Origin of the sequence: Allobosea vaviloviae, assembly GCF_001298265.1 — a bacterium.
GTDB classification, from domain to species: Bacteria; Pseudomonadota; Alphaproteobacteria; order Rhizobiales; family Beijerinckiaceae; genus Allobosea; species Allobosea vaviloviae_B.
On sequence record NZ_LGSZ01000046.1, the window covers coordinates 1 to 22498 of the forward strand.

Genomic DNA, 22498 nt, shown 5'->3' on the forward strand with positions numbered 1-22498 from the left:
CCTCGGCCAAACCGCAAAACATCATCCCGTAGACCCATGCGAATGACGCCAAGGGTGGCCGGCTTCAAATCGGAATACCCGGCCGGCTTGAGATTGGAATGCATGGCCGGCTTCGTCGGTATCCGCAGCCAGATCGAGGAGGCGCTCGGGATCAAGCTGTTCGAGCGTCATCGCAGCGGCTATGTCGCGACGCCTGCCGGCGACGAGATGGCGCAGTTGGCCGAGCGGGTCGACAGCGACATCAGCGCCTTTGCCATCAGGCTCGCCGGACAGGACATCAAGCCGGCCGGCGAATTGCGCGTCACCACCAACGACACGCTGCTGGTCGATCTGCTGACGCCGGTCTTCGCCGCCTTCCTGGAGCAATGCCCCGACATCCGGCTGGACGTGCTGCTCAGCAACCAATCGCTCAATTTGTCGAAGCGCGATGCCGACGTCGCGATCCGGGCAACGGACAATCCGCCCGAGACCCTTGTCGGCCGCAGGGCTGCCCGTATCGTCTGGGCGCTCTATGGCCGCGCCGCCGACTTTGCCGATGCCGGCGAGGTCGGGATCGAGAGCCTGTGGGCGCATCGCTGGGTGTCGCTCGGCGAGCAGTTCAGCGCGTTGAAGGCGGTGCGCTATCTCACCCAGCATGTCGAGCCGGAGCGCATTGTCTACAAGGTCAACACCGTGCTCGGGCTTTCCGAAGCGGTCGAGGCGGGGATCGGCATCGGTTTCCTGCCCTGCTTCATCGCCGACACCAAGCCCGGGCTGACGCGGCTGGCGGCACCCGACCCCGGCTTCTCAGCGGACCTCTGGCTGCTGACCCACCCCGATCTGCGGCACTCGCCCCGAGTGCGCCTCTTTCTCGACTTCATCGCCGTGGAACTTGGGCGGATGAAACCGCTGATCGAAGGCGCATTGCCGATCTCGCCGCGCGCGGCTTCATCCGGCGATCGCGCCGACAGCGCCGTATCATGACAGGCGATTGGGGTTTTCTGCCGTGGCTGATCGCACTGTCGATCCCGCTCGGGCTCGTGTTGGCGGGCTATTGGGCGCATGGGCGTTCGGGAAACAAGGCGCCGAAGGTGCCGCCGGGCGATCCCGGCAACCCGACATAGGACAAGCAAACGCCCGCGGCGGGAACCGTCGCGGGCGTCGTGCGGCATCATGGAGAACAGCGATCAGGCCGCCTTGCGGTTGATGCCCGATTCGGCCAGCTTCGAGAGCTTGCCGTCGGCGGCATATTCCTCGTCGAGGGTCTGCTGCAGCAAGGCGGCGCAGTCGGCGCGGCCGAGCTGCTTGGCCCAAGCGGTCAGCGTGCCGTAGCGCGTGATCTCGTAGTGCTCGACAGCCTGCGCGGCTGCGATGATCGCGGCATCCAGAACCTGCTTGTCGGCGACCTCGCCCGCGACCTCGTCGGCCTCCTCGAGAATGCCGTCGATCGCCGGGCAATTGACCGCCTTCACCTCGGCACCATGCTGCTTGAAGACCTGCTCGAGCCGGGTGATGTGGTTTGCGGTCTCCGTGCGGTGCGCTTCGAGACCCTGCTTGAGCTGGGCGTCTGTCGCCTTCTCGATCATCTTCGGCAGAGATTTGTGAATCTGTTTTTCGGCGTAGTAGATGTCCTGCAGCTGATGGACGAACAGATCATCCATCGTCTTGATGTCCTTGGAAAAAAGTCCCATATCGTTCTCCTGTCGCGTGTCGGTGATGAGACAGGCCGGCATGCCCTGAGGCGATGCGCTTCCCCTGCCCATCGAACGTTCGCCGCAGGGATGGGTTCCGCGATCACCCCGCATCTTCGCCCGCCTGAACCGCGGCCGGTTCCGTCCGGGCACCGCTTGCGCTAGTCTGGGCGAGATGGAAATGCTCGTCCCCCTTTTGATCGGCGTGACCCTGATCTGGCTGATCGGCCGCGGCGTGCCGTGGAACGCCAAGCTGCTGACACTCGTCGTAACGCTTGCCGTGATCGTCGTGATCGTGCTGGCCGAGCGCAACGGCTACTGGCCAGACGGCTGGCAGCGGCGCTGAACCAATCGGTTCAGGCGACCAGCTTGAGCCCGATGATTCCGGCGACGATCAGGCCGATGCAGGCCAGGCGCAGAGCCGTGGCGGGCTCGCCGAGCAGAACGATGCCGAGTGCGGCCGTCCCGACCGTGCCAATGCCGGTCCAGACCGCATAGGCGGTGCCGACCGGCAGGCTCTTGAGCGCGAGGCCGAGCAGTCCGAGGCTGACCGCCATGCTGGCGAGCGTCAGGGCCGTCGGCACCACCTTGGTGAAGCCTTGGGTGTATTTCAGGCCGATCGCCCAGCCGACCTCGAACAGACCGGCGATGAAGAGATAGAGCCAGGCCATGCGGCGGTCAGGCGCCTTCGGCCTGAGGCTGGAGCGCGCGGTCGAGGATGCGCTTGCATTCGCCAAGCTCGGCCAGCACAGCGGTCAGAAGCGTGACGTCGTCGAGGCCGGGAGGCACGGGTGTCCGCGCGGGACCTTGCGTCCTCGTGGCGGCCCCGGCGTCGGAGCGGGCGGCGCCGTCTGCCGGCGGCAGGCCGATCGGGCCGCCGCGGCCGATCGCCTGGACATGGCGCGGCCCCTGCTCCTTGAGGATGCGCTGGAGCCCCTTGATCGTGTAGCCTTCGCCGTAGAGCAGCCGGCGGATGCCCTTCAGCAGCGCGACGTCGTCGGGGCGGTAATAGCGCCGACCGCCGCCGCGCTTGAGCGGCTTGATCTGGGTGAAGCGCGTTTCCCAGAAACGCAGGACATGCTGGGGTATGTCGAGGTCTTCAGCGACCTCGCTGATGGTCCGGAAGGCATCTGGGCTTTTGGTGTCCATGTCGGCCTCGGTGTTGCCGGTGTAGAACTCCAGGCTCACGCGTCCTCATCCTCACCCAACTGCCCGTTGATGCGGGCCTTCATCACGTTCGAAGGCTTGAACACCATCACCCGACGCGGCTCGATGGGAACCTCGACGCCCGTCTTGGGATTACGCCCGATCCGTTCGCCCTTGTCGCGCACGACGAAGGATCCAAACGAGGACAGCTTGACGTTCTCGCCGCGGGCGACCGCATCGCAGATCTCGTCGAGCACGGCCTCGACGAGCTTCGAAGACTCGGTCCGCGACAGGCCGATCTTCTGATACACGGCCTCGCACAGATCGGCTCGCGTAACCGTTTGCCCCGCCATTCATATCCTCCAAGGCGTTATCTCGACCGGCGGGTCTGCCACCTGCCTTTCGCCATTACGGACGATGAACGCTAGGCGTAGCCGCAGGCCGGGTCAATGCTCGAACGGCCGCGCATGAGCCATTCATATGAAACTTGCATGAAAACGGAGAGAAAATCGGCAAAATCCGATGGGATTCCCGCTTCCGCGGCTTACCAGCGGATCAGCGCCGATCCCCAGGTGAAGCCGCCGCCCATCGCCTCGATCAGAACGAGCTGACCGCGCTTGATGCGCCCGTCGCGATGCGCCTGCGCGAGCGCCAGCGGGATGGACGCGGCCGAGGTGTTGCCGTGCTGGTCGACCGTCACCACGACGCGCTCGTGACCGATGCCGAGTTTGTCGGCGGTCGCGTCGATGATGCGGCGATTGGCCTGGTGGGGGACGAACCAGTCGATGTCCGCGCCGGTCAGCCCGGTCTCGTCGAAGGTGTGCCGTACCGTCTCGGCCAGCTTGACGACGGCGTGTCGGAAGACCTCCTTGCCCTCCATGCGCAGGAAGCCGACCGTCTTGGTCGAGCCCGGCCCGCCATCGACATAGAGCTTGTCCTTGTAGCGACCATCCGAGCGTATATGCGTGGTCAGCACACCCCGATCGGCGAGCGTGCCCTCGCCTGGCGCGGCCTTCATCACCACGGCACCGGCGCCATCGCCGAAGAGGACGCAGGTGGTGCGATCCTCCCAGTCGAGGATGCGCGAGAAGGTCTCGGCACCGATGACGAGCGCGGCCTTCGCCGCGCCCGTGGTGAGGAACTTGTCGGCGGTCGCGAGCGCGAAGACGAAGCCGGAGCAGACCGCCTGGAGATCGAAGGCCACGCCCCCCTCGATGCCGAGCGCCGCCTGGATCTGCGTCGCGGTGGCGGGAAACGTGTGGTCGGGCGTCGCCGTCGCGACGATGATCATGTCGATCTCGCCGGCATCCATACCCGCATCCGCGAGCGCGGCCTGGGCTGCTTTCAGGCCCAGCGTCGAGGTCGCCTCGTCATCGGCCGCGACATGGCGCTGGCGGATGCCGGTGCGCTGCACGATCCACTCGTCGGTTGTGTCGACGCGCTGCGCGAGTTCGGCATTGGTGACGATGCGCGCCGGCAGATAGGAACCGCAGCCAACGATCTGAGAACGCAGAATAGACACCTCAACGCTTCCCTATTGGACGGTGGCCGCCTGCGCAGCCGCCTCCCGCTGCGCAGATGCCTCCTGGGCCGATGCCTCCTGGCGCGCCGAGGCCGCGACCATCTCGCGGACCTTCGCCATCAGATTCTCGCGCGCCATCTCATAGCCAAGCTCGGTCGCGCTGGCGAAGCCCACCGCATCCGTGCCGCCATGGCTCTTGATGACGATGCCCTCGAGGCCGAGGAAGACGCCGCCATTGACCTTGCGCGGATCCATCTTGTCCTTCAGCGCCGCAAACGCGCCGCGCGCGAACAGATACCCGATCTTGGCCATCAGCGAACGGCTCATCGCAGCTTTCAGATAGGTACTGATCTGGCGAGCGGTACCCTCCGCCGTCTTCAGGGCGATGTTTCCGGTGAAGCCCTCGGTCACGACGACATCGACCGTACCCTTGCCGAGGTCGTCGCCCTCGACGAAGCCGTGATAATTCATCTGCGGCAGGTTGAGTTCGCGCAGGATGCGGCCGGCTTCCTTGACCGCCTCGACACCCTTGATCTCCTCGACGCCGACATTGAGGAGGCCGACCGTCGGCCGATCGAGATCGAAGACGACGCGGGCCATGGCAGCGCCCATCACAGCGAGATCGACGAGATGGCGGGCGTCCGCGCCAATGGTCGCACCGACATCGAGCACCACGCTCTCGCCGCGCACCGTCGGCCAGAGGCAGGCGATCGCCGGCCGGTCGACCTCGGGCATCGACTTCAGGCAGAATTTCGACATCGCCATCAGCGCGCCGGTGTTGCCGGCGGACACGGTGACGTCGGCCTCGCCGGTCTTGGTGGCGTCGATCGCGCGCCACATCGAGGATTTGTAGCGGCCATAGCGCAGCGCCTGGCTCGGCTTGTCGTCCATCTTCACCGAGACCTCGGTGTGGTGGAAGGTCGTCACGGCCTTGAGCTTCGGGTGCTGGTCGATGAGCGGCACAACCTGCCCCTCGTCGCCAAAGATCACGAAGCGCGCATCGGGGCGGCGCTCCAGCGTCAGCGCGGCGCCGGGGATGACGATGGCAGGACCGTGGTCCCCGCCCATCGCATCGAGCGCGATTGTAACCGGTCGTGTCATGGAGTGATGGTTGATCCCAGGAGCGGCCGACCTTCAATCCGGGGCGGCTCGATGCGGGCCGGACAATAGCGACTTAGGCGTGCGCCGCAAGCCACTGTGAGTCCACCGAAGCGCGTTATTCGCCACGCTTCAAACGCGAAAGCGCAGCGAACGGCGATTCCGGCGGTTCTTCCGGCGCGGGCTCGGCGAAGGCCGCACCCGGCTTGCGCGGATAGGGATCGAGCGCCAAAGCGAGAAATTCCAGCGTCACCGCGCCGAGATCGATTCCGCCATCGAGGATCGGCTCGGGCGGATCGTCCTCGTTCAGCCTGACCTCGATATCGATCTTGCCATCGTCCTTGTCGTCGCTCTTGCGCCGGGGATTTTCGGGTGCATCAGGCGCGAAATCGAGCTTCAGCGGCACCGCGATCGACACCGGGAACGGATCGAGCGTGACGATGCAGCTCTGGTGCAAGGTGGCCTTGATCTCGCCCTCCAGCTTGACCCGCTCGCCGCTGCGCGTGAGCACGTAGCGCCCTTCCAGCGACTCCACCGACGGCAGGTCGAGCATGCGGGCGATGCCGGCGAGTTCGGCGGCTTCTGCCCGGACCGTGATGTGGGAGCCCCGCAGCTTGATCTCGTCCACCCGGATGGGCCGGTGCAACGGCAAGGTCGACCCCGCGTCAGGCGTCATGGCTTGGTCAGGCGTCATGGCTTGCTTCCAGTTCGACAGGGGCCGGAAACAATAGGTCGGCGTTCAGGATGGCATTGAGATCGAGACCTGCCAAATGCGCCTGGGCGCGGTCGGCATAGGCTGCGAGCAGGAGCGCGCCTTGGCTCCCATCCTCCGCCGGGCTTGCGTTGCGGCGTAGCGCCTCGATCAGGTCTTGCGGCGCGCCGGTCTCCAGCGCCGTCTCATAGGCCCGCACGCGGCCGTAGAACATCTGGCCGATCTTCTTCATGCGCTTGGGCACCGCGATGTCGCTGATCCCCGCATTGCGGAAACCGAGTTCGAGATAGGCAAAGCAGGCATCGACGAGGTCCTGAGCGAGATCGGCTGCGGGCGCCGGCAGTTCGCGCAGGCGGCGCAGGACCAGGAAGACATGCAGCGTCAGCGATTCGAAGCGCCCTTCGAAGCTGTCGGGAATGCCGCCGCCGAGATAAAGGGCAGGTTGGCGCGATGCTTCCGCGATGCGCGCAAACAGCGCATCGACGGGCACCTGCCTTGCGTCGCGCTTGCCGAACAACCCAAACATCAGGCTCGCATCTCCGCCCGGCGGCTCGGACGGCGTCCTTGCCTTGCCAAAGCCATCCTCGGGCGTTACGCCAACCTCCACCCGTTTGACAAGCGGCTTGGGCTTCGCCCATTGCCGCAGCGCCACTGGATGCTGTCCGAATGATCGCTGTCTCCCGCCGCACAGCCCTGCTTGGCCTCCTCGCGACAACCTCCCTTGCCCTTGCGGCCTGCGGCCCCAATGCCAGCGGCTTCAAGCTCGCGACATCGTCGGGCATGAACGAGGAATTCCAGCGCGGCTTTATCGCCGACGAGGCCCTGATCGCGCAGATCAAGGTCGGCATGGATGTGCAGCAGGTGCTGACCATCCTCGGCACGCCGTCGACGACCTCGACCGTGGGCAACCGGACCTTCTACTACATCAGCCAGACCGTGTACCGGCGCTTCCAGTTCCAGGATCTGACGGTGGTCGATCAGAAGGTGCTGGTGGTCTATTTCAACAAGGGCTTCAAGGTCGAGCGCATCGCCCATTACGGCCTGCAGGACGGCGTGATCTTCGACTTCATCAGCCGCACCACCGCGACCGGCGGCGAGGAGCAGAGCTTCTTGCGCAACCTCTTCAAGGGCGTGACCAGGTTCACGCCGTTCGGGGCGTGACGCGGCGACGACTGGCCATCAGACGAAGAGACCCGCGGCTCGCGCCGCGGGTTTTTCGTTGATGTCGTGACGAGACAATCTCAGCCAAGCGCGACCTTGCGTTCTGGCGCGGTCATGGCGGCGACCACGACCAGCGCTCGCCCTGGCGTAGGCCCGCTCTGTCGCCAAGCGTCCACAAGCCGATGTCGAGGCCGGGGGCGCCGGTATACGCGACAGTCGCGAGCACGATCGCAACTTGCGGCCCCGTTGCCAAGCCCTCGCCCCTCGCGAGGCCCTTCAGCTGAGTGGCCAGTTCTTCTTCAGCTCGTCCAGCGTCCCGTTGAACGTGTCGCGGTCGGGACGGCCGAAACCGGGAATGAGCTTGGGATCCTGCCCATTATTGCCGTCGCTATACTGCCACAACGCCCAACGCTGCCACTGCGGGGGAATGCCGATCGGTGTATTGCTGTAGCGCGCATACCAGAGCGGGCAGTTGGAGACGGGGGACTGCCCGACATTGCTGAGGACCTCGCGCAGCAGATGCCCGCCATAGATCACGGGCCAGCGCCCGATCTCGCGGTTGACGAGCTCGATGAACTCGACCATCTGGCCATAGCTCATGTTCTGGCCGGAAGAACTCGGCTCGTAGTCGAGACAGACCAGTTCATCCGCCTCCGGTTCAGCGTAGTTGAGGTAGTTCTCGACTTGCAGGATCGGGCTGGCACTGCTCGAGAAGTGGTATGAACCCCAGAGAAAGCCTAGCGATTTGAAGAGCTTTCTTCGTTCGTGATACGTCGAATCGCGATAGTCGCGCCCTTCGCTGGCCTTGTGGATGACCGCGATCACGCCTGCCTCGGCGATCTTCTTGGCGCCCGTTACAGTGACGTGCTGGTGGTGCGAGATGTCGATGACGGCATTGGCTCCAGGGACAGGCAAGGCGCAATCTCCTTGGTTAGGGGCAAAGCGGTTCCAGCGGGATGGCGAGAGGGACGAAATCGCAACGATCTGCGATGGCTGCGACGGCAGGCGGCGCACAAAGACCCGACGTGCAGCGAAGCAGCAGATGGCCGGGCTTGAGCGCCGGATAGGCTTCCCTGACGATGACCGCCGATTGGGCGAGCGCGGCCAGCGGCTTGAGCCGTCGGCAGGTGGCGGCGTCGTAAGCCGATGATGCGGACGGCAAATCGCGATGGCGCGCCTCGGCATAGGCGCGCAGCACCTTCGCTTGAGGGCTGACGGCGAAGCGGCTGAAGCGCGCAGGCCAGCCAGCCGCCTGCTCGCGAATCAAGGCCACGCTCCCGTCCTCGCCATGCTGGATGATCGAGACAAGAGTCCCACGCAGATCGAGACGGCAAGCCGACACGACGGCGCGCTCCAGCAGTGGTTTGGGAGCGGCATCGACAGGATCGGTCGATATGAACAGAGCCGCCACCCCGGCCGTCAAAACGCTCTGCGATCGTCCCATGCTCGATCTCCGCAATGCAGCAGGGAAATTACAACCTATGCGTTTATTTTAATCAAGACATATTCTTATGGGTGCAATGCTCCCCCTCACTCTCACGGCTTCGCATGCCATCGACAAAAGGCCCGTCCGCCGGGATAGACACTGCCGCTGAGGTAGCGAACGAAAAACCCCGCGGATCGCTCCGCGGGGTTCATCGTTATCGGGAGGGCATCCAGCCTCAGCTATGCGCCAGGATCGCCAGCAGCAGCAGCGCGATGATGTTGGTGATCTTGATCGCCGGGTTCACGGCGGGGCCCGCCGTGTCCTTGTAGGGGTCGCCGACAGTGTCGCCGGTCACCGAGGCCTTGTGCGCCTCGGAGCCCTTCATGTGGCGCACCCCGTCCTTGTCGACGAAGCCGTCCTCGAAGCTCTTCTTGGCGTTGTCCCAGGCGCCGCCGCCCGAGGTCATCGAGATCGCGACGAAGATGCCGGTGACGATGACGCCCATCAGCATCGCGCCGACGGCGGCGAAAGCCTGGTTCTTGCCGGCGATGGCGTTGATTGCGAAATAGGTCACGATCGGCGCGAGCACCGGCAGCAGCGAGGGCACGATCATCTCCTTGATCGCGGCCTTGGTCAGGAGGTCGACGGCCCGCGCATAATCGGGCCGCTCGGTGCCGTCCATGATGCCCGGCTTCTCCTTGAACTGGCGCCGGACCTCCTCGACGACGGAGCCCGCCGCGCGCCCGACCGCGGTCATGCCCATGCCCGCGAAGAGGAAGGGGATCAGGCCGCCGAGCAAGAGGCCGACGACGACATAGGGGTTGGACAGCGAGAAATCGACCGTGACGCCCCTGAAGTACTGGAAGGTCGTCGAGCCGGCCTTGTTGCCCTCGGCGATGAAGAAGTTGAGGTCCGAGGTGTAGGCGGCAAACAGCACGAGCGCGCCGAGGCCCGCCGAGCCGATCGCATAGCCCTTGGTGATCGCCTTGGTGGTGTTGCCGACGGCGTCGAGCGCGTCGGTCGACTGGCGCACCTCCTTGGGCAGGCCCGCCATTTCGGCAATGCCGCCGGCATTGTCGGTGACGGGGCCGAAGGCGTCGAGCGCCACGACGACGCCCGCCAGCGCCAGCATGGCGGTGGTGGCGATGGCGATGCCGAACAGGCCGGCCAGCCCATAGGAGACGATGATGCCGGCGACGATCACCAGCGTCGGCAGCGCGGTCGATTCCAGGGAGACCGCGAGGCCCTGGATGACGTTGGTGCCGTGTCCGGTGACGGACGCCTGGGCGATCGAGACGACCGGGCGCTTGCCGGTGCCGGTGTAGTATTCGGTGATGACGACGATCAGCAGCGTCACGGCAAGACCGACCAGAGCGCAGGCGAAGAGCCCGCCCGAGGTGAAGGTGACGCCCTGGACCGTGGTGAAGGAGGCCGAGAAGCCGCCGAACATCAGCCAGTTCACTGCCGCGATCGCTCCGACCGAGAGCATGCCGGCCGCGATGAAGCCCTTGTAGAGCGCGCCCATGATGGACTGGTTGGCGCCGAGCTTGACGAAGAAGGTGCCGATGATCGAGGTGACGATGCAGGAGGCACCGATCGCCATCGGGTAGAGCATCATCGTGCCAAGCGTCGCCTGTCCGGCGAAGAAGATCGCCGCCAGCACCATCGTGGCGACCAGCGTCACCGCATAGGTCTCGAACAAATCGGCGGCCATGCCGGCGCAGTCGCCGACATTGTCGCCGACATTGTCGGCGATGGTGGCGGGGTTGCGCGGATCATCTTCGGGGATACCGGCCTCGACCTTGCCGACGAGATCGGCGCCGACATCGGCCCCCTTGGTGAAGATGCCGCCGCCGAGACGGGCGAAGATCGAGATCAGCGAGGCGCCGAAGCCGAGCGCGACGAGCGAATCGATCACGGTGCGGCTCGACGGGGCAAAGCCGAGCATCGAGGTCAGGACGCCGTAATAGACGGCGACGCCGAGCAGCGCGAGGCCCGCGACCAGCATGCCGGTGACGGCGCCCGCCTTGAAGGCGACGTCGAGGCCGTCACCCAGCGACTGCATCGCGGCCTGGGCGGTGCGGACATTGGCGCGCACCGACACGTTCATGCCGATGAAGCCGGCGACGCCCGACAGGACCGCGCCAATCAGGAAGCCGATGCCGACCCATTTGCCGAGCAGGTAGATCAGGGCCACGAACAGAACGACGCCGACCATGGAAATCGTGACGTATTGGCGCTTGAGATAGGCCTGCGCGCCCTCGGCGACAGCGGCGGAAATCTCCTGCATGCGCTGGTTGCCGGCGTCGCGCTTCATGACGTCGGCATAGGCCCAGACGCCATAGGCGATCGATAATGCACTTAAGACGATGATGATAAGCAGGGCTGACATTCGATTTCCTGACCTTGAGCTTCCGACCCGCGGGAGCGCTGTCGCCCCTCATTTGTCGCTTTGGACGTCAGGCAAAGAAAATGCGGGCTCGAAGACGTCAGGGCCCGCATCGCGTCGCCAGTGTCAGGCGAAATTGTGGCAAGTTTCGCCGGTAAGCGCAAACGCTGCGATGGTGGCATGGCGCGCGAAAGCGCATCGCCGCTTGCCTATCAACGCCGGGAATGCCGCTGGGCGATTTTGTATAGGACAGCGGCGGCGATCGACCCTCTACTGCGTCTGCAAGCACGTCGCGCGAAGCGCGGCGGGAATGTCGGAGCACGCATCGATGTATCCTTGGCCACAGGGCAAGACCTCCGCGGCGTTCATCAGCATCGATGTCGATGCCGATACGCCGATGCTGTGGCGCCAGCGCGCCGCGCCCCAGCCCAAGTATCTGTCGGAAATGGAGCAGCGGCAGTACGGCCTGCGCGCCGGCATCGCCAATCTGGTCGCGGTGCTGGGGCGCCATGGGGTCCAGGCGACCTTCTTCGTGCCGGGGCTTGTCGCCGCGCGCAATCCCGAGCTGCTGCCGGGGCTCCTGGAAAACGGGCATGAGGTCGGGTTGCATGGCTTCGCGCATGAGGCGACGCGCGATATTTCCACGTCGGAGTTCGGCGAGGCGCTGGAGAGATCGCTTGCGGTCTTCGTCGCCCAGACCGGCCGCAAGCCCGATGGCTTCCGGGCGCCGGGCTGGGAACTGACGCGCGACATGCATGCGCTGCTTGGCCGGCATGGCCTCTATGACAGCTCGCTCGCCGGTCATGACCATCCCTATACGCTCGACGGCGTGACGGAACTGCCGATCTCATGGAGCCGGGAGGACACGACGCGCTTCAAGATCACGGGGCTGGACGCGCGCTGGGCGCCGACCAGCCCGGTCGTGGTGCTGGAGGAGTGGCTGTTCGACTGGGAGGCCTGCGCGCAAGCGGGCGGGCTGTTCACGTTGACGCTCCACGACTGGGTTTCCGGCCGTCCCGCGCCCCTCAGGGTTCTCGATGCGCTGCTGGCCCGGATCAGGCAGGACGAGACGGCCTGGATCGCGACGGGCGCGGAACTCGCGGCGCATGACCGGCGCTTGCCGCCTGATGCCCGGGCGAGCGTCGTCTCAACGCGGGACTAGCCGCGCCTACAGCGCCACATCCCTGTTGACGTTCTTGTAGAGCAGGTAGCAGGCGTCGTCGAAGCCGGTGGGGTAGAATTGCTGCGGGCAGTAACCGCCCATCCAGATGAAATCCTGCGCCCAGATCTCGTGCCAGTCCCGGCCGAGGAAATAGAGCCCCTGCCCTTCCAGCATGTAGAGACCGTGCTCCATCACATGGGTCTCGACATCGGGGAAATAGGCGCCCGGCTTGAACCACATCAGGTTCATCTCGAAATCGAAGCGCAGATCGCCATAGGGCAGGAGGAACTGGAAGCCGCGCCCCTCCATGCCGGTGTGGTTGGTCACCGGGACCGCGTCCCGATGCGACAAGATCGGCTCGGGCACCGCCAGCCCCGGCGCCGGCTCGTAGCGCTTGCGCAAGGCGAGCACGCGCACGGGCGCGGCGCTGTCATTGCGCAGGCTGAAGGCGGTTCCGGGCGGGACATAGGCAAAGGCGCCGGCCGGGAAGGCGGACGGTGCTGCACCGTCGATGGCAAAGGCCGCCTCGCCCGAGAGCGCGTAATAGAAGTGCTGGATGCCCTCCTCGGCGAAGGGCGCGCGCGTGCCGCCGCCCGGCTCGATCTCGAGGACATACTGCGCAAACTGCGCGCCCAGCACAGGCGCCGCCAGAATGCGGACGATCGTCTTCTCGAGATGCGGCAGGCGGCTGACGAGCACGCCCTCCGGCGGCATGAAGGCGTAATTGCGCGCCACCACGCCGCGGTTGTGGCCGATCGCGCCCACAGCGGGCCGGCCGGGGACTTGCGGAAGCTGGTGGGGGCGCATCGACGATCTCCTTGCGTGTCGTCCGGCTCTGGCAAGGATCAGGCCGGAACGGCCGGCTTCTGGAACGCCTGCCAGGCGACCATCACGAGGGCCACCGCGACGGGCGGGAAGACCAGCCAGTTGACGCTGGTCCAGCCGCCGGCATGCAGCAGCCCGCCCGAGGAGAACGAGGCGATGGCGACGGAGCCGAAGACGAGGAAGTCGTTGGCCGCCTGCACCTTCACGCGCTCCTCCGGCCGATAGCAGTCGGTCACCAGAGCGGTTGCGCCGATGAAGCCGAAATTCCAGCCCACACCGAGAATGACGAGCGCGATCCAGAAATGCGCGACGCTGAGGCCCGACAGGCCGACGATCGCGGCGAGCGCCGTCAGGATCAGCCCGGTCGCCGTGACCTGCGCCTTGCCGAAACGGGCGATCAGGCGGCCCGTGAAGAAGCTCGGCCCGAACATCGCCAGCACATGCCATTGGATGCCGAGCGCGGCATCGCCGACCGAATGGCCGCAGCCCACCATGGCGAGCGGGGCTGCCGTCATGACGAAGCTCATCAACCCGTAGGCGACGAGCGCGGCCGTCACCGAGGCGATGAATTTCGGCTGGCGCATGATCTCGCCGAGCGGGCGGCCGCCGCCTGATGCGACCTTGGCGACCGGCGGCGCCCGCAACTGCAGGATCATCAGCATGGCGACGAGCGCGAGGCAGGCCTGGGCCAGGAAGCTTGCGGCGAAGGGCGCGGCGGGGGTGAGGTCGCGCGTCCAGTAGACCGATTGCGGGCCGATGACCCCGGCCGCGATGCCGCCGATCATGACCCAGGAGATCGCGCGGGGCCGGAAGGCCTCGGTCGCGGCGTCGGCCGCCGCGAAGCGGTAGCTCTGGACGAAGGCGCCATAGAGCCCGCAGGCGAAGGTGCCGAGGCAAAACAGCCAGAACAGCCGCGTGCTCGCGCCAGCCGCCGCGACGCTGGCAGCGGTCGCGCCGACCAAAGCGCCGAGCAGATAGCCGTTGCGACGCCCGAAGCGCCGCATCAGCATCGCGGCCGGGATGACGCCGACGGCGATGCCCAGTTGCATCAGGCTGACGGGAACGGTCGCGAAGGTCTGGTCCGTGACGAGCTGCGAGCCGACGATCCCGCCGAGCGAAATCACGATCGAGGGGCTGGCGCCGCCGAGTGCCTGCGCGCAGGCCAGAACCACGGAGTTACGCTTGGCGAGCGCATCGCCGTCGCCGACAGGACTGTGCTGGTTCATGCGTCTGCCGCCCCGAAACGCGGCGGCTCTTGACGGGCCGCCTTCAAAAATGAGCGAAGGAGCCCTGCACGAAACCGCGCGCTGTGCCCTGTTCGCTGTATCTCGCCACGCCCGCCTCAGCCGTTACTCGGCCGATAGCAGTTAGCATCACCCCGGCAGAGTCTGCCGCCGCCGCCAGAGCAGGATATTCCATTTCCGAGGCGGTACAGAGAATTTCGTAGTCGTCTCCGCCAGTCCAGGCCAGTTCCGCCAACGCGGGATCGGCCATGATCGCAGCGCGCACTGCCCGCGAGAGTGGGACAGTGTCGAGCTCGATCTCGGCGCCGATGCCGGAGGCCTTCAGCAGCTTGGCGAGATCGCCGACGAGCCCGTCGGAAATGTCCATCGCGGCCGAGGCGTGCTGCTGGAGCGCGGCGGCAAGAGCCAGGCGCGGCTGGGGATGAAGATAGCGATCGGCCAGGAAGGCGCGCGCCGCCTCGTCCAGCTTGGAGACCCAGCCGGGCTTGTCCGGTCCATGCACCTTCAAGCCGAGCGCGCCATCGCCGATCGTGCCCGAGACCAGCACGAGATGACCGGGCTTCGCGCCCGAGCGCGTCACCATCCGTCCCGCCGGAACGGAGCCGAAGGCCGTGATCGACAGGGTCAGTGGCCCCGACGTCGACACGGTATCGCCGCCGATCAGCGGGCATCCATTCTCGGTGGCCATGCCGGCCAGGCCGGCGGCGAATCCTGCAAGCCAATCCTCCGTCCAGCCCTTCGGCAGCACCAGCGACAGCACGAAGCCTTCAGGCTTGGCACCCTTGGCGGCAAGGTCGGAGAGGTTCACGCCCAGCGCCTTGCGGGCGATCGAGCCCGGCGGATCGTCGGGAAAGAAATGCACGCCCGCGACCAGCGCATCGACCGTCACGACGATCTCGTAGCCGCGCGCCGGCCGCAGCAGGCCCGCATCGTCGACGAGGCCCAGCCCCCCCGGCCCCGCGATCGGGGCAAAATGGCGGGCGATCAGTTCGAATTCACCGGGGCGTTCCATGTCCGACATCGCAGATCCGCCCTTTCCACCATCCCGGCGTCATTCCGGACAAGCGGCGCAGCCGCGCCGATCCGGAATCCATGCCTGAACCTTATTTGGAAGCGTTCCGGCATGGATCCCGGGTCTCCCTTCGGTCGCCCGGGATGACGACGGAGGCCCGCCTCACGCCGCGGGCGCGTCGAACTCGTCGGAGCGGAAGTCGCGGGCGAGTTTGTCCAGCACGGCGTTGATCATGCCGATCTCCTCGCCCTCGTAGAAGGCGCGCGTCACCGCGACATATTCGGAGATCACGGCCCGCGCCGGCACATCCTTGCGGAAGGCCAGTTCATAAGCGCCCGCGCGCAGGATCGCGCGGACCACGGCCTCGACCCGCTTCAGCGGCCAACCCGACGCCAAGGTCTCATCGACCGAGCGATCGACCAGGCGCTGCTCGCGGACGACGCCGCCGAGCAGGTCGCGGAAGAAGGCGATCTCGGCCTTGGGGAGTTCGATGTCCTCGACCTCCTTGCCGATCCAGAAGGCCTCGAACTCGGCCATGGCCTCGACCACGCCGCGCCCGCCGATCTCCATCTCATAGAGCGCCTGCACCACGGAGAGCCGCGCGCCGCGCCGCAGTTCAGCGCGGCTCATTTGGACTGCTCCCCCAGCGATCGCTTGTAGCGCAGCACGGCCAGCGCAGCCTCGGCGGCGCCGCCACCCTTGTCCATCTCGGAGCGGTTGGCACGGGCCCAGGCCTGTGCCTCGGTCTCGACGGTGAGGATGCCATTTCCGAGCGGCAGGGCGAAGGCGACCGAGAGGTCCATCAGAGCGCGCGAGCTTTCGCCGGCGACGATGTCGTAATGGCCGGTCTCACCGCGGATGACGGTGCCGAGCGCGATCACGGCCTCGTAAGGGTCGACCGCCTCGTCGGCGGCGCGCAGGCCGATGACGATGGCCGAGGGGATTTCGAGCGCGCCGGGCACGGTGACGACATCGACGCGGCATTCGGCCTTGTCGAGCACGGCGAGCGCGCCTTCGAGCAGTTCGTCGGCGAGCTTGTCGTAGAAGCGCGCCTCGACCACGAGCACGCGCGCGCCGTCCAGCGGGACGGCAGGAGTTGCGGCCTGTTCAGCCGAGATTTGCCGGGGTCCGGCCATGGTTCTTGTCCTTGTCGAAAGTATGAGGGCGCTGGTTAGACCTAGCCGCGCGCCTCCGCAAGCCGCGCGGCATATCGCGCCATCAGATCGACCTCGACATGGACCGGATCGCCCTCCTTGCGCTGCCCCCAAGTGGTGACCGCGAAGGAATGCGGGATCAGCAGCACGGTGAAGACATCGTCCTCGACCGTGTTGACCGTCAGCGAGGTGCCGTCGAGGCAGATCGAGCCCTTCGCGGCGATGAAGCGCGGCAAACCTTGGGGCGCGCGGATATGGAAGCGCGCCGTCGCCCCCCAGGGCTCGTCGGGATCAGGCGCGATCGGCTCGATCTTCAGGATGGTGCCGACGCCATCGACATGGCCGGTGACGAGATGGCCGCCGAGTTCGTCGCCGACCTTGAGAGAGCGCTCGAGGTTGATCGCCGTGCCGGGCTCCCAGGCGCCGACTTCAGTCTTCGACAGCGTCTCTGCCGCCGCTTCGACCTGGAAGACGCAGCCGGGCTGGCCATCCTCGCGGGGCTTCAGCGCCGTGACCGTGAGGCAGACGCCGCCGCAGGCGATGGACGCGCCGATCTCGATGCCCTCAGCCTCATAGGGGCTGGCGATGGCGAGCCGCTTCAGGCTCGGGCCCTTGCGCTCCGCTTCCATGACCGTGCCGATGGCGGTGACGATGCCGGTGAACATCAGATGGTCCTCACGAAGTGCTCGAAGTGGTCGTGACCGATCAGCTGGGTCTCGGCAAGGGCGTAGAGATCGGGATCGGCGAGCAAGGCCGCAAGGGCCGGACGCACGGCGACAATGCCGGGCTGCCCCAGCGCATTCGGCGATGTCGAGACGATGACCTCGTCCAGCAGCCCGGCCTGAGCAAGCTTTTCCGCGACGGTCGGGCCGCCTTCGGAGAAGATGCGCGTGAGGCCGCGCGTGCCAAGGAGCCGCAGCGCCTCGGCGAGGTCGAGATGGCCGCTGGCATCGGCTGAGACGCGCATGACCTCGACACCGGCCGCGACCAGCGCCAGTTCGCGCTCGACCGGGGCAGCCTCGCTGGCAATGACCCAGACCGGGACCTCGGCTGCGGTCCTCACCAGCTGCGACCCGACGGGCAGCCGCAGTTGCGAATCCAGGATGATCCGGATCGGCGAGCGCTGGGCCATGCCGGGCAGGCGCACGGTCAACAGCGGATCATCGGCGAGCACCGAGCCGATGCCGAGCATGATCGCATCGTGATGGGCACGCTGGAGATGGACCCAGCCATTGGCCGCCGGACACGAGACCGCGATCCGCGCGCCGCCCGGCCCGCCCGCATAGCCATCGGCCGTGCGTGCGATCTTGAAGGTGACCATCGGCCGCCCTTGCGTGACGCGCAGGACATGGCCGCGATGGATGCGCTGGGCTTCGGCTTCGAGAACACCGGTCGTGACCGCGATGCCGGCCGTCCGCAGCAGCGCAAAGCCGAGCCCCCTGAACAGCGGATTGGGATCGGCCACGGCTGCGACCACGCGGCGAACGCCGGCGAGAATGGTGCGTTCGACGCAAGGCGTCGCGGCCCGGATCGTCCGGTGGGAGCAGGGTTCGAGCGTGACGTACAGCGTGCCGCCGGCCGCAGCGTTGGGTCCAGCGCGATCGAAGGCGTTGGCCTCGCCATGGGGTCGGCCGCCCGGTTGCGTGTGGCCGCGCGCGACGACGACCGGGCCGTCGATCGTATCCTGCGTCACGATCGCTCCGACGCACGGGTTCGGCCAGGTCGTGCCCTGCCCTCGCGCGCCGAAAGCGAGCGCCTGCCGCATGAAATGTCGGTCGAGCGCGGCCTGTACCGGTTCGTGATCAGTCATCAGCACGGGCTGGCGGCGCGTTGGTCTCGCCTTCGACGTCGTCGGCGCTGAGCTGGCCCAAAAGCTCTTCGAAGTCGCGGGCCTCGCGGAAGTTCTTGTAGACCGAGGCGAAGCGGACATAGGCGACGTCGTCGAGGGCCTTCAGCCCCTCCATCACCAGTTCGCCGATGGCGGAGCTCGCGATCTCGGCCTCGCCGGAGCTCTCCAGCTGCCGCACGATGCCGTTGACCATGCGCTCGATCCGCTCGGGCGCGACCGCGCGCTTGCGCAGCGCGACCTCGATCGAGGTCTGGAGCTTGTCGCGGTCGAAGACGGTGCGGCGGCCCGAGCGCTTGACCACGATCAATTCGCGCAACTGCACGCGCTCGAAGGTGGTGAAGCGGCCGCCGCAATCAGGGCAGACGCGCCGGCGCCGGATCGAGGCCGAATCGTCGGTCGGGCGCGAATCCTTCACCTGCGTGTCGAGGGAGCCGCAATAGGGACAGCGCATCTGCCAATCCTTGAACCTGCCGGAGCGGGCGATGCCGCGCCGGCCCTTCCTTGCCTCATCCGGCCTGTCACCTGCCAGCGAAAAAGACGCCGCGGCCTTGAACCCCGGCTTGCCTTGGTGCGACCAATGCGAAGCGAGAGGGAAAGCATATCATGTCGGACGATGCCGAGAGTCCCGCCGATGCCTTCGGCGGCCTGGTCCTGCTGGCATTCGATCTCCTCGATTCCGAAATCCATCGCTCGCCCGAACGCCTGATCCAGACCTTCAAGAGCCCGACCCTGCTCGCGGCGGCGCAGAAGGCGATGCTGGATTTCGCCAAGTCGCGCGGTCCGTTCTCGACCTCGCAATTGACGCCCGAGGAGATCAACAAGCTCCAGTCCTCCGTCGTCGACGGTGTGCGCTCGGCTGCGACCGACGCCTATCTCAAGCAGATCAAGGCATCGTCCAAGTTCAAGGCGCTGGAAACCCAGCTCAAGAATTTCGAGGAGGCGGCCAAGTCGTCGGCGATCGGCGTCTGGGTCGATCACAACAAGGGCATCCTCTACGTCGTCGGCGCGGTGCTGACGGTGGGAGCCGGCGTCGCCCTCTACATCACCAAGCCGACCGGCCCGGCCTACGCCATGGGCATCAGGGAGCTGGAGAAACTCAAATTCGAGGTGCTGAAGGTCGGCGCGCTGAAGCTCGGCGTCGGCGGCCTCGTCTTCGACCCCACAGCCGATCGCTATGGCGGCAAGGTCACCGGCAAGCTGGAATGGGAGCAGCTCAAGATCGACCTGTCGCTGCAGATCCTCGCCACGGTCGGGAAAGCGACCGAGGTCAACGGCGAAGTCGCGGTGAAATACGGGATCATCAGCGTCAGCGGCTTCATGAAGCAGGATTTCATGAAGCCCAAGGTCGACATCACGCTGCGGGTCGGCGCCAACAAGGATCGTTTCGGATTGTCCGTCGCCGCCCATCTCAAGGACGACAACATCACGGGCAGCGCGTCGGCAACCTACAAGCTCAACGAGAGCCTGAAGCTTGGCGCCGACCTCAGCCGCCAGAACCGTGCCGACATGAACAACCAGACGGAAAACCTGATCATGTTCCAGCTCAAGGGCACGTTCCCCTGAGCTGCGACGTCCCTGAGCCGGGAAACACCTGCGCACTCAGCCTTCGACGGAGGCGGCAGGCGCCTCGTCCGCCAGGGCCACGGCCAGATTGCCATTGGACCAGGACGGCCAGCCAGTACCGGCAAAGTCGCGGTCATGGGACCAGATATCGGCGTCGTACAACCACGCCAGGGACAGGATATGGGCGTCGCTCACGCTGCCATTGCGTGACGCGACGGCATTGCGAAGATTTTGCTCGGCGGAATTCAAGCTATCGAAATAGCGATCCTCTTCCACCACCTCGATCGACTCGAGGATCTCGTCCGCAATCTCGATCAGAACGGGCGCGTCGGGGGCAAGCCGCGACAGCACATGCTTCACCTCGGATGACGCCTCGATCGAAATGATCAGCGTGCGTCGCGAGCTCGCAAGTTCCAGCAGAGGTCGGGATCGAAAACCCAGCACGGCGCTCAGTACGACATTGGCGTCGACGACGAGCGTTTCCGAAGGAGCGCGTGAACGCATCAATCGGCGCGTTCACCGAGAAAGCGCTCGAGCCGCAGCTTCGTCTCCGGAGAAAGCGTCGCGTGATAGGCGTCGCTTCGTTTCAGCGCCGCGGAAATTCTCGCGGTATCCGGCTTTCGCACCGGCACGAGGAGCCCGACAGTGGCAGAGCCGCTCTTGATGGGAACCGCGTGCGGCAGGGCCTGGATGGCTCCAGCCGACAGTTTCTGCAATTCGCGCATGGTCACGACCTGGCGGCTCATATCGATCTCCCAATCGACGTGATCTGCTACCCACCAAGTATGTAGCCCCGTAGGGCGGCCGCTTCAAGCCGCCCCCCGAGAGCCTCAATAGATCGGAAAGCGCCCGGTGAGCTCGTGCGCCTTGGCCTTGACGGCCTGCTCGACGGTGGCGTTGCCCTCCTCGCCATTGGCGGCGAGCCCGTCCAGCACCTCGGCGATCAGCTCGCCGACCTTCTTGAACTCGGCGACGCCGAAGCCGCGCGAGGTCGCGGCGGGCGTGCCGAGGCGGACGCCGGAGGTCACCATCGGCTTTTCCGGGTCGAAGGGGATGCCGTTCTTATTGCAGGTGATGTGGGCGCGGCCGAGCGCGATCTCGGCGGCCTTGCCGGTGACCTTCTTGGAGCGCAGATCGACCAGCATCAGATGGTTGTCGGTGCCGCCGGTGACGAGGTCGAAGCCCTTGGTCTTGAGGGTGTCGGCCAGCGCCTTGGCGTTCTCGACGACGGCCCGCGCATAGATCTTGAACTCGGGCTGCAGCGCCTCCTGGAAGGCGACGGCCTTGGCGGCAATGACATGCATCAAGGGCCCACCCTGGATGCCGGGGAAGATCGCCGAGTTGAACTTCTTGGCCAGCGCCTCGTCATTGGTCAGGATCATGCCGCCGCGCGGGCCGCGCAGGGTCTTGTGCGTGGTCGTGGTCGCGACATGGGCGTGCGGGAACGGCGAGGGATGGGCGCCGCCGGCGACGAGGCCGGCGAAATGGGCCATGTCGACGAAGAGATAGGCCCCGACCTCATCGGCGATGGCGCGGAAGCGAGCGAAATCCCAATGCCGGGCATAGGCCGAGCCGCCGGCGACGATGACCTTGGGCTTGTGCTCGCGGGCGAGCCGCTCCAGCGCGTCATAGTCGATCAGCTGGTCGACGACGCAGACGCCGTAGGAGACGACGTTGAACCATTTGCCGGACTGGTTGACCGGAGCGCCATGGGTCAGGTGCCCGCCGGCGGCGAGGTCGAGCCCCATGAAGGTGTCGCCGGGCTGCATCAGCGCCATGAACACGGCCTGATTGGCCTGGCTGCCGGAGTTCGGCTGGACATTGGCGAAGCCGCAGCCGAACAGGCGCGTGGCACGCTCGATGGCGAGCTTCTCGGCGATGTCGACGAACTGGCAGCCGCCATAGTAGCGCCGGCCCGGATAGCCCTCGGCATATTTGTTGGTCATCACCGAGCCTTGCGCCTCGAGCACGGCGCGGGAGACGATGTTCTCGGACGCGATCAGCTCGATCTCCTCGCGCTGGCGACCGAGCTCGAGCTCGATGGCGCGGGCGATCTCGGGATCGGCGTCAGCCAGCGAGGCGGCGAAGAACGAGTTCGAGAGATGCGTCTGGGCGGCGGCCTCGGTCATGTCCGGCTCCTGCTGAAAAAGGCGGACGCTCACGGCCCGGCCCTGTCGCGCGTGCCGTATCATGGGGCGGAACTCTGTCCAAGCGCTAGATGGACGCGGCCTGGGTTATCGCTTGAAAGCGTGGCTCGTCCCCTTCCCCCCGCTTGCGGTGGGGAAGGGTTCGGGATGGGGGGCCGCAAAGCCTGAGCACTATCCTTCATCGTCGCGCCGAGCGGCACTGCCCCCCCCCCCCCCCCCCCCCCCCCCCCCCCGGGGGGGGGGGGGGGGGAAAACCCGCCCCCCGGGGGGTGCCCGCCCGGCGGGCCGGGGACCGAGGGGGGGGGGCGGGAGGGGGGGGGGGGGGCCTACATTCCTGGTGGGGGGGGGCGGCCGCCGCCCCGGCCGGCGCCGGCTCGGGCGCGGCCCGCCGCCGCGCCCGCCCCGGCGATGCCGCCCC

Annotated in this window: 28 protein-coding genes; 6 read left to right on the forward strand and 22 right to left on the reverse strand. The window is 66.5% G+C overall.

All coding sequences use genetic code 11. From position 1 onward, the window contains the following. The first annotated feature begins 102 nt into the window (after nt 1-102). Nucleotides 103-963 carry a LysR family transcriptional regulator gene (locus AE618_RS14810; RefSeq protein ID WP_054209852.1) on the forward strand — a complete coding sequence of 287 codons (861 nt, stop codon included), beginning with the start codon at nt 103-105 and terminating at the stop codon, nt 961-963. Next, entirely contained in the window at nt 960-1103 is a 144-nt protein-coding gene (locus AE618_RS28020; protein ID WP_156330286.1) for a hypothetical protein, read from the forward strand. The genes AE618_RS14810 and AE618_RS28020 overlap by 4 nt, the downstream gene beginning before the upstream one ends. A 63-nt stretch (nt 1104-1166) precedes the next feature. Here AE618_RS28020 and AE618_RS14815 read toward each other — a convergent pair whose 3' ends face one another. Beyond that, the gene (locus AE618_RS14815) at nt 1167-1670 is read right to left on the reverse strand and encodes a ferritin-like domain-containing protein (RefSeq protein ID WP_054209872.1); all 504 of its coding nucleotides are present in this window, start codon (nt 1668-1670) and stop codon (nt 1167-1169) included. A gap of 181 nt (nt 1671-1851) precedes the next feature. Here AE618_RS14815 and AE618_RS28025 point away from each other — a divergent pair, with 181 nt between their 5' ends. Next, nucleotides 1852-2016, forward strand: coding sequence for a hypothetical protein (locus AE618_RS28025; protein WP_156330287.1), 165 nt, complete (start codon nt 1852-1854; stop codon nt 2014-2016). 10 nt (nt 2017-2026) lie between these two features. On the opposite strand, the gene sugE is transcribed toward AE618_RS28025, so the two are convergent. The 7 genes from sugE to AE618_RS14850 all read right to left on the reverse strand — a co-directional run bounded on the left by sugE (nt 2027) and on the right by AE618_RS14850 (nt 6674). Next, nucleotides 2027-2341, reverse strand: coding sequence for a quaternary ammonium compound efflux SMR transporter SugE (sugE, locus tag AE618_RS14820; RefSeq protein WP_054209853.1), 315 nt, complete (start codon nt 2339-2341; stop codon nt 2027-2029). A gap of 7 nt (nt 2342-2348) precedes the next feature. Continuing rightward, nucleotides 2349-2819, reverse strand: a complete 471-nt coding sequence (locus tag AE618_RS14825) for a MerR family transcriptional regulator (RefSeq protein ID WP_054209873.1) — start codon at nt 2817-2819, stop codon at nt 2349-2351. Nucleotides 2820-2854: 35 nt separating this feature from the next. Beyond that, nucleotides 2855-3169 carry an integration host factor subunit alpha gene (locus AE618_RS14830; RefSeq protein ID WP_054209854.1) on the reverse strand — a complete coding sequence of 105 codons (315 nt, stop codon included), beginning with the start codon at nt 3167-3169 and terminating at the stop codon, nt 2855-2857. A gap of 191 nt (nt 3170-3360) precedes the next feature. Then, on the reverse strand, nt 3361-4338 hold the full coding sequence (locus tag AE618_RS14835) for a beta-ketoacyl-ACP synthase III (RefSeq protein ID WP_054209855.1): 978 nt from the start codon (nt 4336-4338) through the stop codon (nt 3361-3363). Nucleotides 4339-4350: 12 nt separating this feature from the next. Further along, complete coding sequence (gene plsX, locus AE618_RS14840) at nt 4351-5439, reverse strand: phosphate acyltransferase PlsX (protein WP_082365286.1); 1089 nt, start codon at nt 5437-5439, stop codon at nt 4351-4353. Between the two features lie 115 nt (nt 5440-5554). Beyond that, nucleotides 5555-6130: a YceD family protein gene (locus AE618_RS14845; protein WP_054209857.1), complete on the reverse strand. Its 576-nt coding sequence runs from the start codon at nt 6128-6130 to the stop codon at nt 5555-5557. Then, nucleotides 6120-6674 carry a ubiquinol-cytochrome C chaperone family protein gene (locus AE618_RS14850; protein WP_156330288.1) on the reverse strand — a complete coding sequence of 185 codons (555 nt, stop codon included), beginning with the start codon at nt 6672-6674 and terminating at the stop codon, nt 6120-6122. Before AE618_RS14850 ends, AE618_RS14845 begins: the two co-directional genes overlap by 11 nt. 140 nt (nt 6675-6814) lie before the next feature. Between AE618_RS14850 and AE618_RS14855 the strand changes: the two genes are divergently transcribed. Then, complete coding sequence (locus AE618_RS14855) at nt 6815-7309, forward strand: outer membrane protein assembly factor BamE (protein WP_082365287.1); 495 nt, start codon at nt 6815-6817, stop codon at nt 7307-7309. Between the two features lie 276 nt (nt 7310-7585). On the opposite strand, the gene AE618_RS14860 is transcribed toward AE618_RS14855, so the two are convergent. From AE618_RS14860 to AE618_RS14870, 3 genes are all read right to left on the reverse strand, one after another. Then, nucleotides 7586-8224, reverse strand: a complete 639-nt coding sequence (locus AE618_RS14860; RefSeq protein WP_054209858.1) for a glycoside hydrolase family 25 protein — start codon at nt 8222-8224, stop codon at nt 7586-7588. A 16-nt stretch (nt 8225-8240) separates the two neighbouring features. After that, a complete protein-coding gene (locus AE618_RS14865; RefSeq protein WP_054209859.1) occupies nt 8241-8753 on the reverse strand; it encodes a hypothetical protein in 513 nt (170 codons plus the stop codon). Nucleotides 8754-8970: 217 nt separating this feature from the next. Further along, nucleotides 8971-11127: a sodium-translocating pyrophosphatase gene (locus tag AE618_RS14870; protein WP_054209860.1), complete on the reverse strand. Its 2157-nt coding sequence runs from the start codon at nt 11125-11127 to the stop codon at nt 8971-8973. 325 nt (nt 11128-11452) lie between these two features. Here AE618_RS14870 and AE618_RS14875 point away from each other — a divergent pair, with 325 nt between their 5' ends. After that, nucleotides 11453-12286: a polysaccharide deacetylase family protein gene (locus AE618_RS14875; RefSeq protein ID WP_054209861.1), complete on the forward strand. Its 834-nt coding sequence runs from the start codon at nt 11453-11455 to the stop codon at nt 12284-12286. Nucleotides 12287-12292: 6 nt separating this feature from the next. Here AE618_RS14875 and allE read toward each other — a convergent pair whose 3' ends face one another. The 8 genes from allE to nrdR all read right to left on the reverse strand — a co-directional run bounded on the left by allE (nt 12293) and on the right by nrdR (nt 18821). After that, on the reverse strand, nt 12293-13093 hold the full coding sequence (allE, locus tag AE618_RS14880) for a (S)-ureidoglycine aminohydrolase (protein ID WP_054209862.1): 801 nt from the start codon (nt 13091-13093) through the stop codon (nt 12293-12295). Nucleotides 13094-13131: 38 nt separating this feature from the next. Then, entirely contained in the window at nt 13132-14337 is a 1206-nt protein-coding gene (locus AE618_RS14885; RefSeq protein WP_054209863.1) for an MFS transporter, read from the reverse strand. Nucleotides 14338-14380: 43 nt separating this feature from the next. After that, nucleotides 14381-15367: a thiamine-phosphate kinase gene (gene thiL / locus AE618_RS14890; RefSeq protein WP_054209876.1), complete on the reverse strand. Its 987-nt coding sequence runs from the start codon at nt 15365-15367 to the stop codon at nt 14381-14383. A 162-nt stretch (nt 15368-15529) separates the two neighbouring features. Then, on the reverse strand, nt 15530-15997 hold the full coding sequence (gene nusB / locus AE618_RS14895) for a transcription antitermination factor NusB (RefSeq protein WP_054209864.1): 468 nt from the start codon (nt 15995-15997) through the stop codon (nt 15530-15532). Further along, complete coding sequence (ribH, locus tag AE618_RS14900) at nt 15994-16503, reverse strand: 6,7-dimethyl-8-ribityllumazine synthase (RefSeq protein WP_054209865.1); 510 nt, start codon at nt 16501-16503, stop codon at nt 15994-15996. Before ribH ends, nusB begins: the two co-directional genes overlap by 4 nt. A gap of 41 nt (nt 16504-16544) precedes the next feature. Further along, entirely contained in the window at nt 16545-17186 is a 642-nt protein-coding gene (locus AE618_RS14905) for a riboflavin synthase (protein WP_054209866.1), read from the reverse strand. Then, nucleotides 17186-18331: a bifunctional diaminohydroxyphosphoribosylaminopyrimidine deaminase/5-amino-6-(5-phosphoribosylamino)uracil reductase RibD gene (ribD, locus tag AE618_RS14910; protein WP_054209867.1), complete on the reverse strand. Its 1146-nt coding sequence runs from the start codon at nt 18329-18331 to the stop codon at nt 17186-17188. The genes AE618_RS14905 and ribD overlap by 1 nt, the downstream gene beginning before the upstream one ends. Next, a complete protein-coding gene (gene nrdR, locus AE618_RS14915) occupies nt 18324-18821 on the reverse strand; it encodes a transcriptional regulator NrdR (protein WP_054209868.1) in 498 nt (165 codons plus the stop codon). Before nrdR ends, ribD begins: the two co-directional genes overlap by 8 nt. Before the next feature lie 152 nt (nt 18822-18973). On the opposite strand from nrdR, the gene AE618_RS14920 reads away from it, so the two are divergent. Continuing rightward, on the forward strand, nt 18974-19933 hold the full coding sequence (locus AE618_RS14920; protein ID WP_054209869.1) for a hypothetical protein: 960 nt from the start codon (nt 18974-18976) through the stop codon (nt 19931-19933). A gap of 36 nt (nt 19934-19969) precedes the next feature. On the opposite strand, the gene AE618_RS14925 is transcribed toward AE618_RS14920, so the two are convergent. The 3 genes from AE618_RS14925 to glyA all read right to left on the reverse strand — a co-directional run bounded on the left by AE618_RS14925 (nt 19970) and on the right by glyA (nt 22062). Next, complete coding sequence (locus tag AE618_RS14925; RefSeq protein WP_054209870.1) at nt 19970-20437, reverse strand: PIN domain-containing protein; 468 nt, start codon at nt 20435-20437, stop codon at nt 19970-19972. After that, the gene (locus AE618_RS14930; RefSeq protein WP_054209871.1) at nt 20437-20679 is read right to left on the reverse strand and encodes a hypothetical protein; all 243 of its coding nucleotides are present in this window, start codon (nt 20677-20679) and stop codon (nt 20437-20439) included. The genes AE618_RS14925 and AE618_RS14930 overlap by 1 nt, the downstream gene beginning before the upstream one ends. Nucleotides 20680-20763: 84 nt before the next feature. After that, nucleotides 20764-22062 (reverse strand): serine hydroxymethyltransferase, encoded by a 1299-nt coding sequence (gene glyA, locus AE618_RS14935; protein WP_054209877.1) that lies wholly within the window; start codon nt 22060-22062, stop codon nt 20764-20766. Nucleotides 22063-22498: the final 436 nt, after the last annotated feature.

Excerpts from the sequence above, each read along its gene's own strand:
- AE618_RS14810 (WP_054209852.1), top strand. The coding sequence starts at position 103 with ATGGCCGGCTTCGTCGGTATCCGCAGCCAGATCGAGGAGGCGCTCGGG.
- AE618_RS28020 (WP_156330286.1), top strand. The coding sequence starts at position 960 with ATGACAGGCGATTGGGGTTTTCTGCCGTGGCTGATCGCACTGTCGATC.
- AE618_RS14815 (WP_054209872.1), bottom strand. The coding sequence starts at position 1,670 with ATGGGACTTTTTTCCAAGGACATCAAGACGATGGATGATCTGTTCGTC.
- AE618_RS28025 (WP_156330287.1), top strand. The coding sequence starts at position 1,852 with ATGCTCGTCCCCCTTTTGATCGGCGTGACCCTGATCTGGCTGATCGGC.
- sugE (WP_054209853.1), bottom strand. The coding sequence starts at position 2,341 with ATGGCCTGGCTCTATCTCTTCATCGCCGGTCTGTTCGAGGTCGGCTGG.
- AE618_RS14825 (WP_054209873.1), bottom strand. The coding sequence starts at position 2,819 with ATGGACACCAAAAGCCCAGATGCCTTCCGGACCATCAGCGAGGTCGCT.
- AE618_RS14830 (WP_054209854.1), bottom strand. The coding sequence starts at position 3,169 with ATGGCGGGGCAAACGGTTACGCGAGCCGATCTGTGCGAGGCCGTGTAT.
- plsX (WP_082365286.1), bottom strand. The coding sequence starts at position 5,439 with ATGACACGACCGGTTACAATCGCGCTCGATGCGATGGGCGGGGACCAC.
- AE618_RS14845 (WP_054209857.1), bottom strand. The coding sequence starts at position 6,130 with ATGACGCCTGACCAAGCCATGACGCCTGACGCGGGGTCGACCTTGCCG.
- AE618_RS14850 (WP_156330288.1), bottom strand. The coding sequence starts at position 6,674 with ATGTTTGGGTTGTTCGGCAAGCGCGACGCAAGGCAGGTGCCCGTCGAT.
- AE618_RS14855 (WP_082365287.1), top strand. The coding sequence starts at position 6,815 with ATGATCGCTGTCTCCCGCCGCACAGCCCTGCTTGGCCTCCTCGCGACA.
- AE618_RS14865 (WP_054209859.1), bottom strand. The coding sequence starts at position 8,753 with ATGGGACGATCGCAGAGCGTTTTGACGGCCGGGGTGGCGGCTCTGTTC.
- AE618_RS14870 (WP_054209860.1), bottom strand. The coding sequence starts at position 11,127 with ATGTCAGCCCTGCTTATCATCATCGTCTTAAGTGCATTATCGATCGCC.
- AE618_RS14875 (WP_054209861.1), top strand. The coding sequence starts at position 11,453 with ATGTATCCTTGGCCACAGGGCAAGACCTCCGCGGCGTTCATCAGCATC.
- allE (WP_054209862.1), bottom strand. The coding sequence starts at position 13,093 with ATGCGCCCCCACCAGCTTCCGCAAGTCCCCGGCCGGCCCGCTGTGGGC.
- AE618_RS14885 (WP_054209863.1), bottom strand. The coding sequence starts at position 14,337 with ATGAACCAGCACAGTCCTGTCGGCGACGGCGATGCGCTCGCCAAGCGT.
- thiL (WP_054209876.1), bottom strand. The coding sequence starts at position 15,367 with ATGGAACGCCCCGGTGAATTCGAACTGATCGCCCGCCATTTTGCCCCG.
- nusB (WP_054209864.1), bottom strand. The coding sequence starts at position 15,997 with ATGAGCCGCGCTGAACTGCGGCGCGGCGCGCGGCTCTCCGTGGTGCAG.
- ribH (WP_054209865.1), bottom strand. The coding sequence starts at position 16,503 with ATGGCCGGACCCCGGCAAATCTCGGCTGAACAGGCCGCAACTCCTGCC.
- AE618_RS14905 (WP_054209866.1), bottom strand. The coding sequence starts at position 17,186 with ATGTTCACCGGCATCGTCACCGCCATCGGCACGGTCATGGAAGCGGAG.
- ribD (WP_054209867.1), bottom strand. The coding sequence starts at position 18,331 with ATGACTGATCACGAACCGGTACAGGCCGCGCTCGACCGACATTTCATG.
- nrdR (WP_054209868.1), bottom strand. The coding sequence starts at position 18,821 with ATGCGCTGTCCCTATTGCGGCTCCCTCGACACGCAGGTGAAGGATTCG.
- AE618_RS14920 (WP_054209869.1), top strand. The coding sequence starts at position 18,974 with ATGTCGGACGATGCCGAGAGTCCCGCCGATGCCTTCGGCGGCCTGGTC.
- AE618_RS14925 (WP_054209870.1), bottom strand. The coding sequence starts at position 20,437 with ATGCGTTCACGCGCTCCTTCGGAAACGCTCGTCGTCGACGCCAATGTC.
- AE618_RS14930 (WP_054209871.1), bottom strand. The coding sequence starts at position 20,679 with ATGAGCCGCCAGGTCGTGACCATGCGCGAATTGCAGAAACTGTCGGCT.
- glyA (WP_054209877.1), bottom strand. The coding sequence starts at position 22,062 with ATGACCGAGGCCGCCGCCCAGACGCATCTCTCGAACTCGTTCTTCGCC.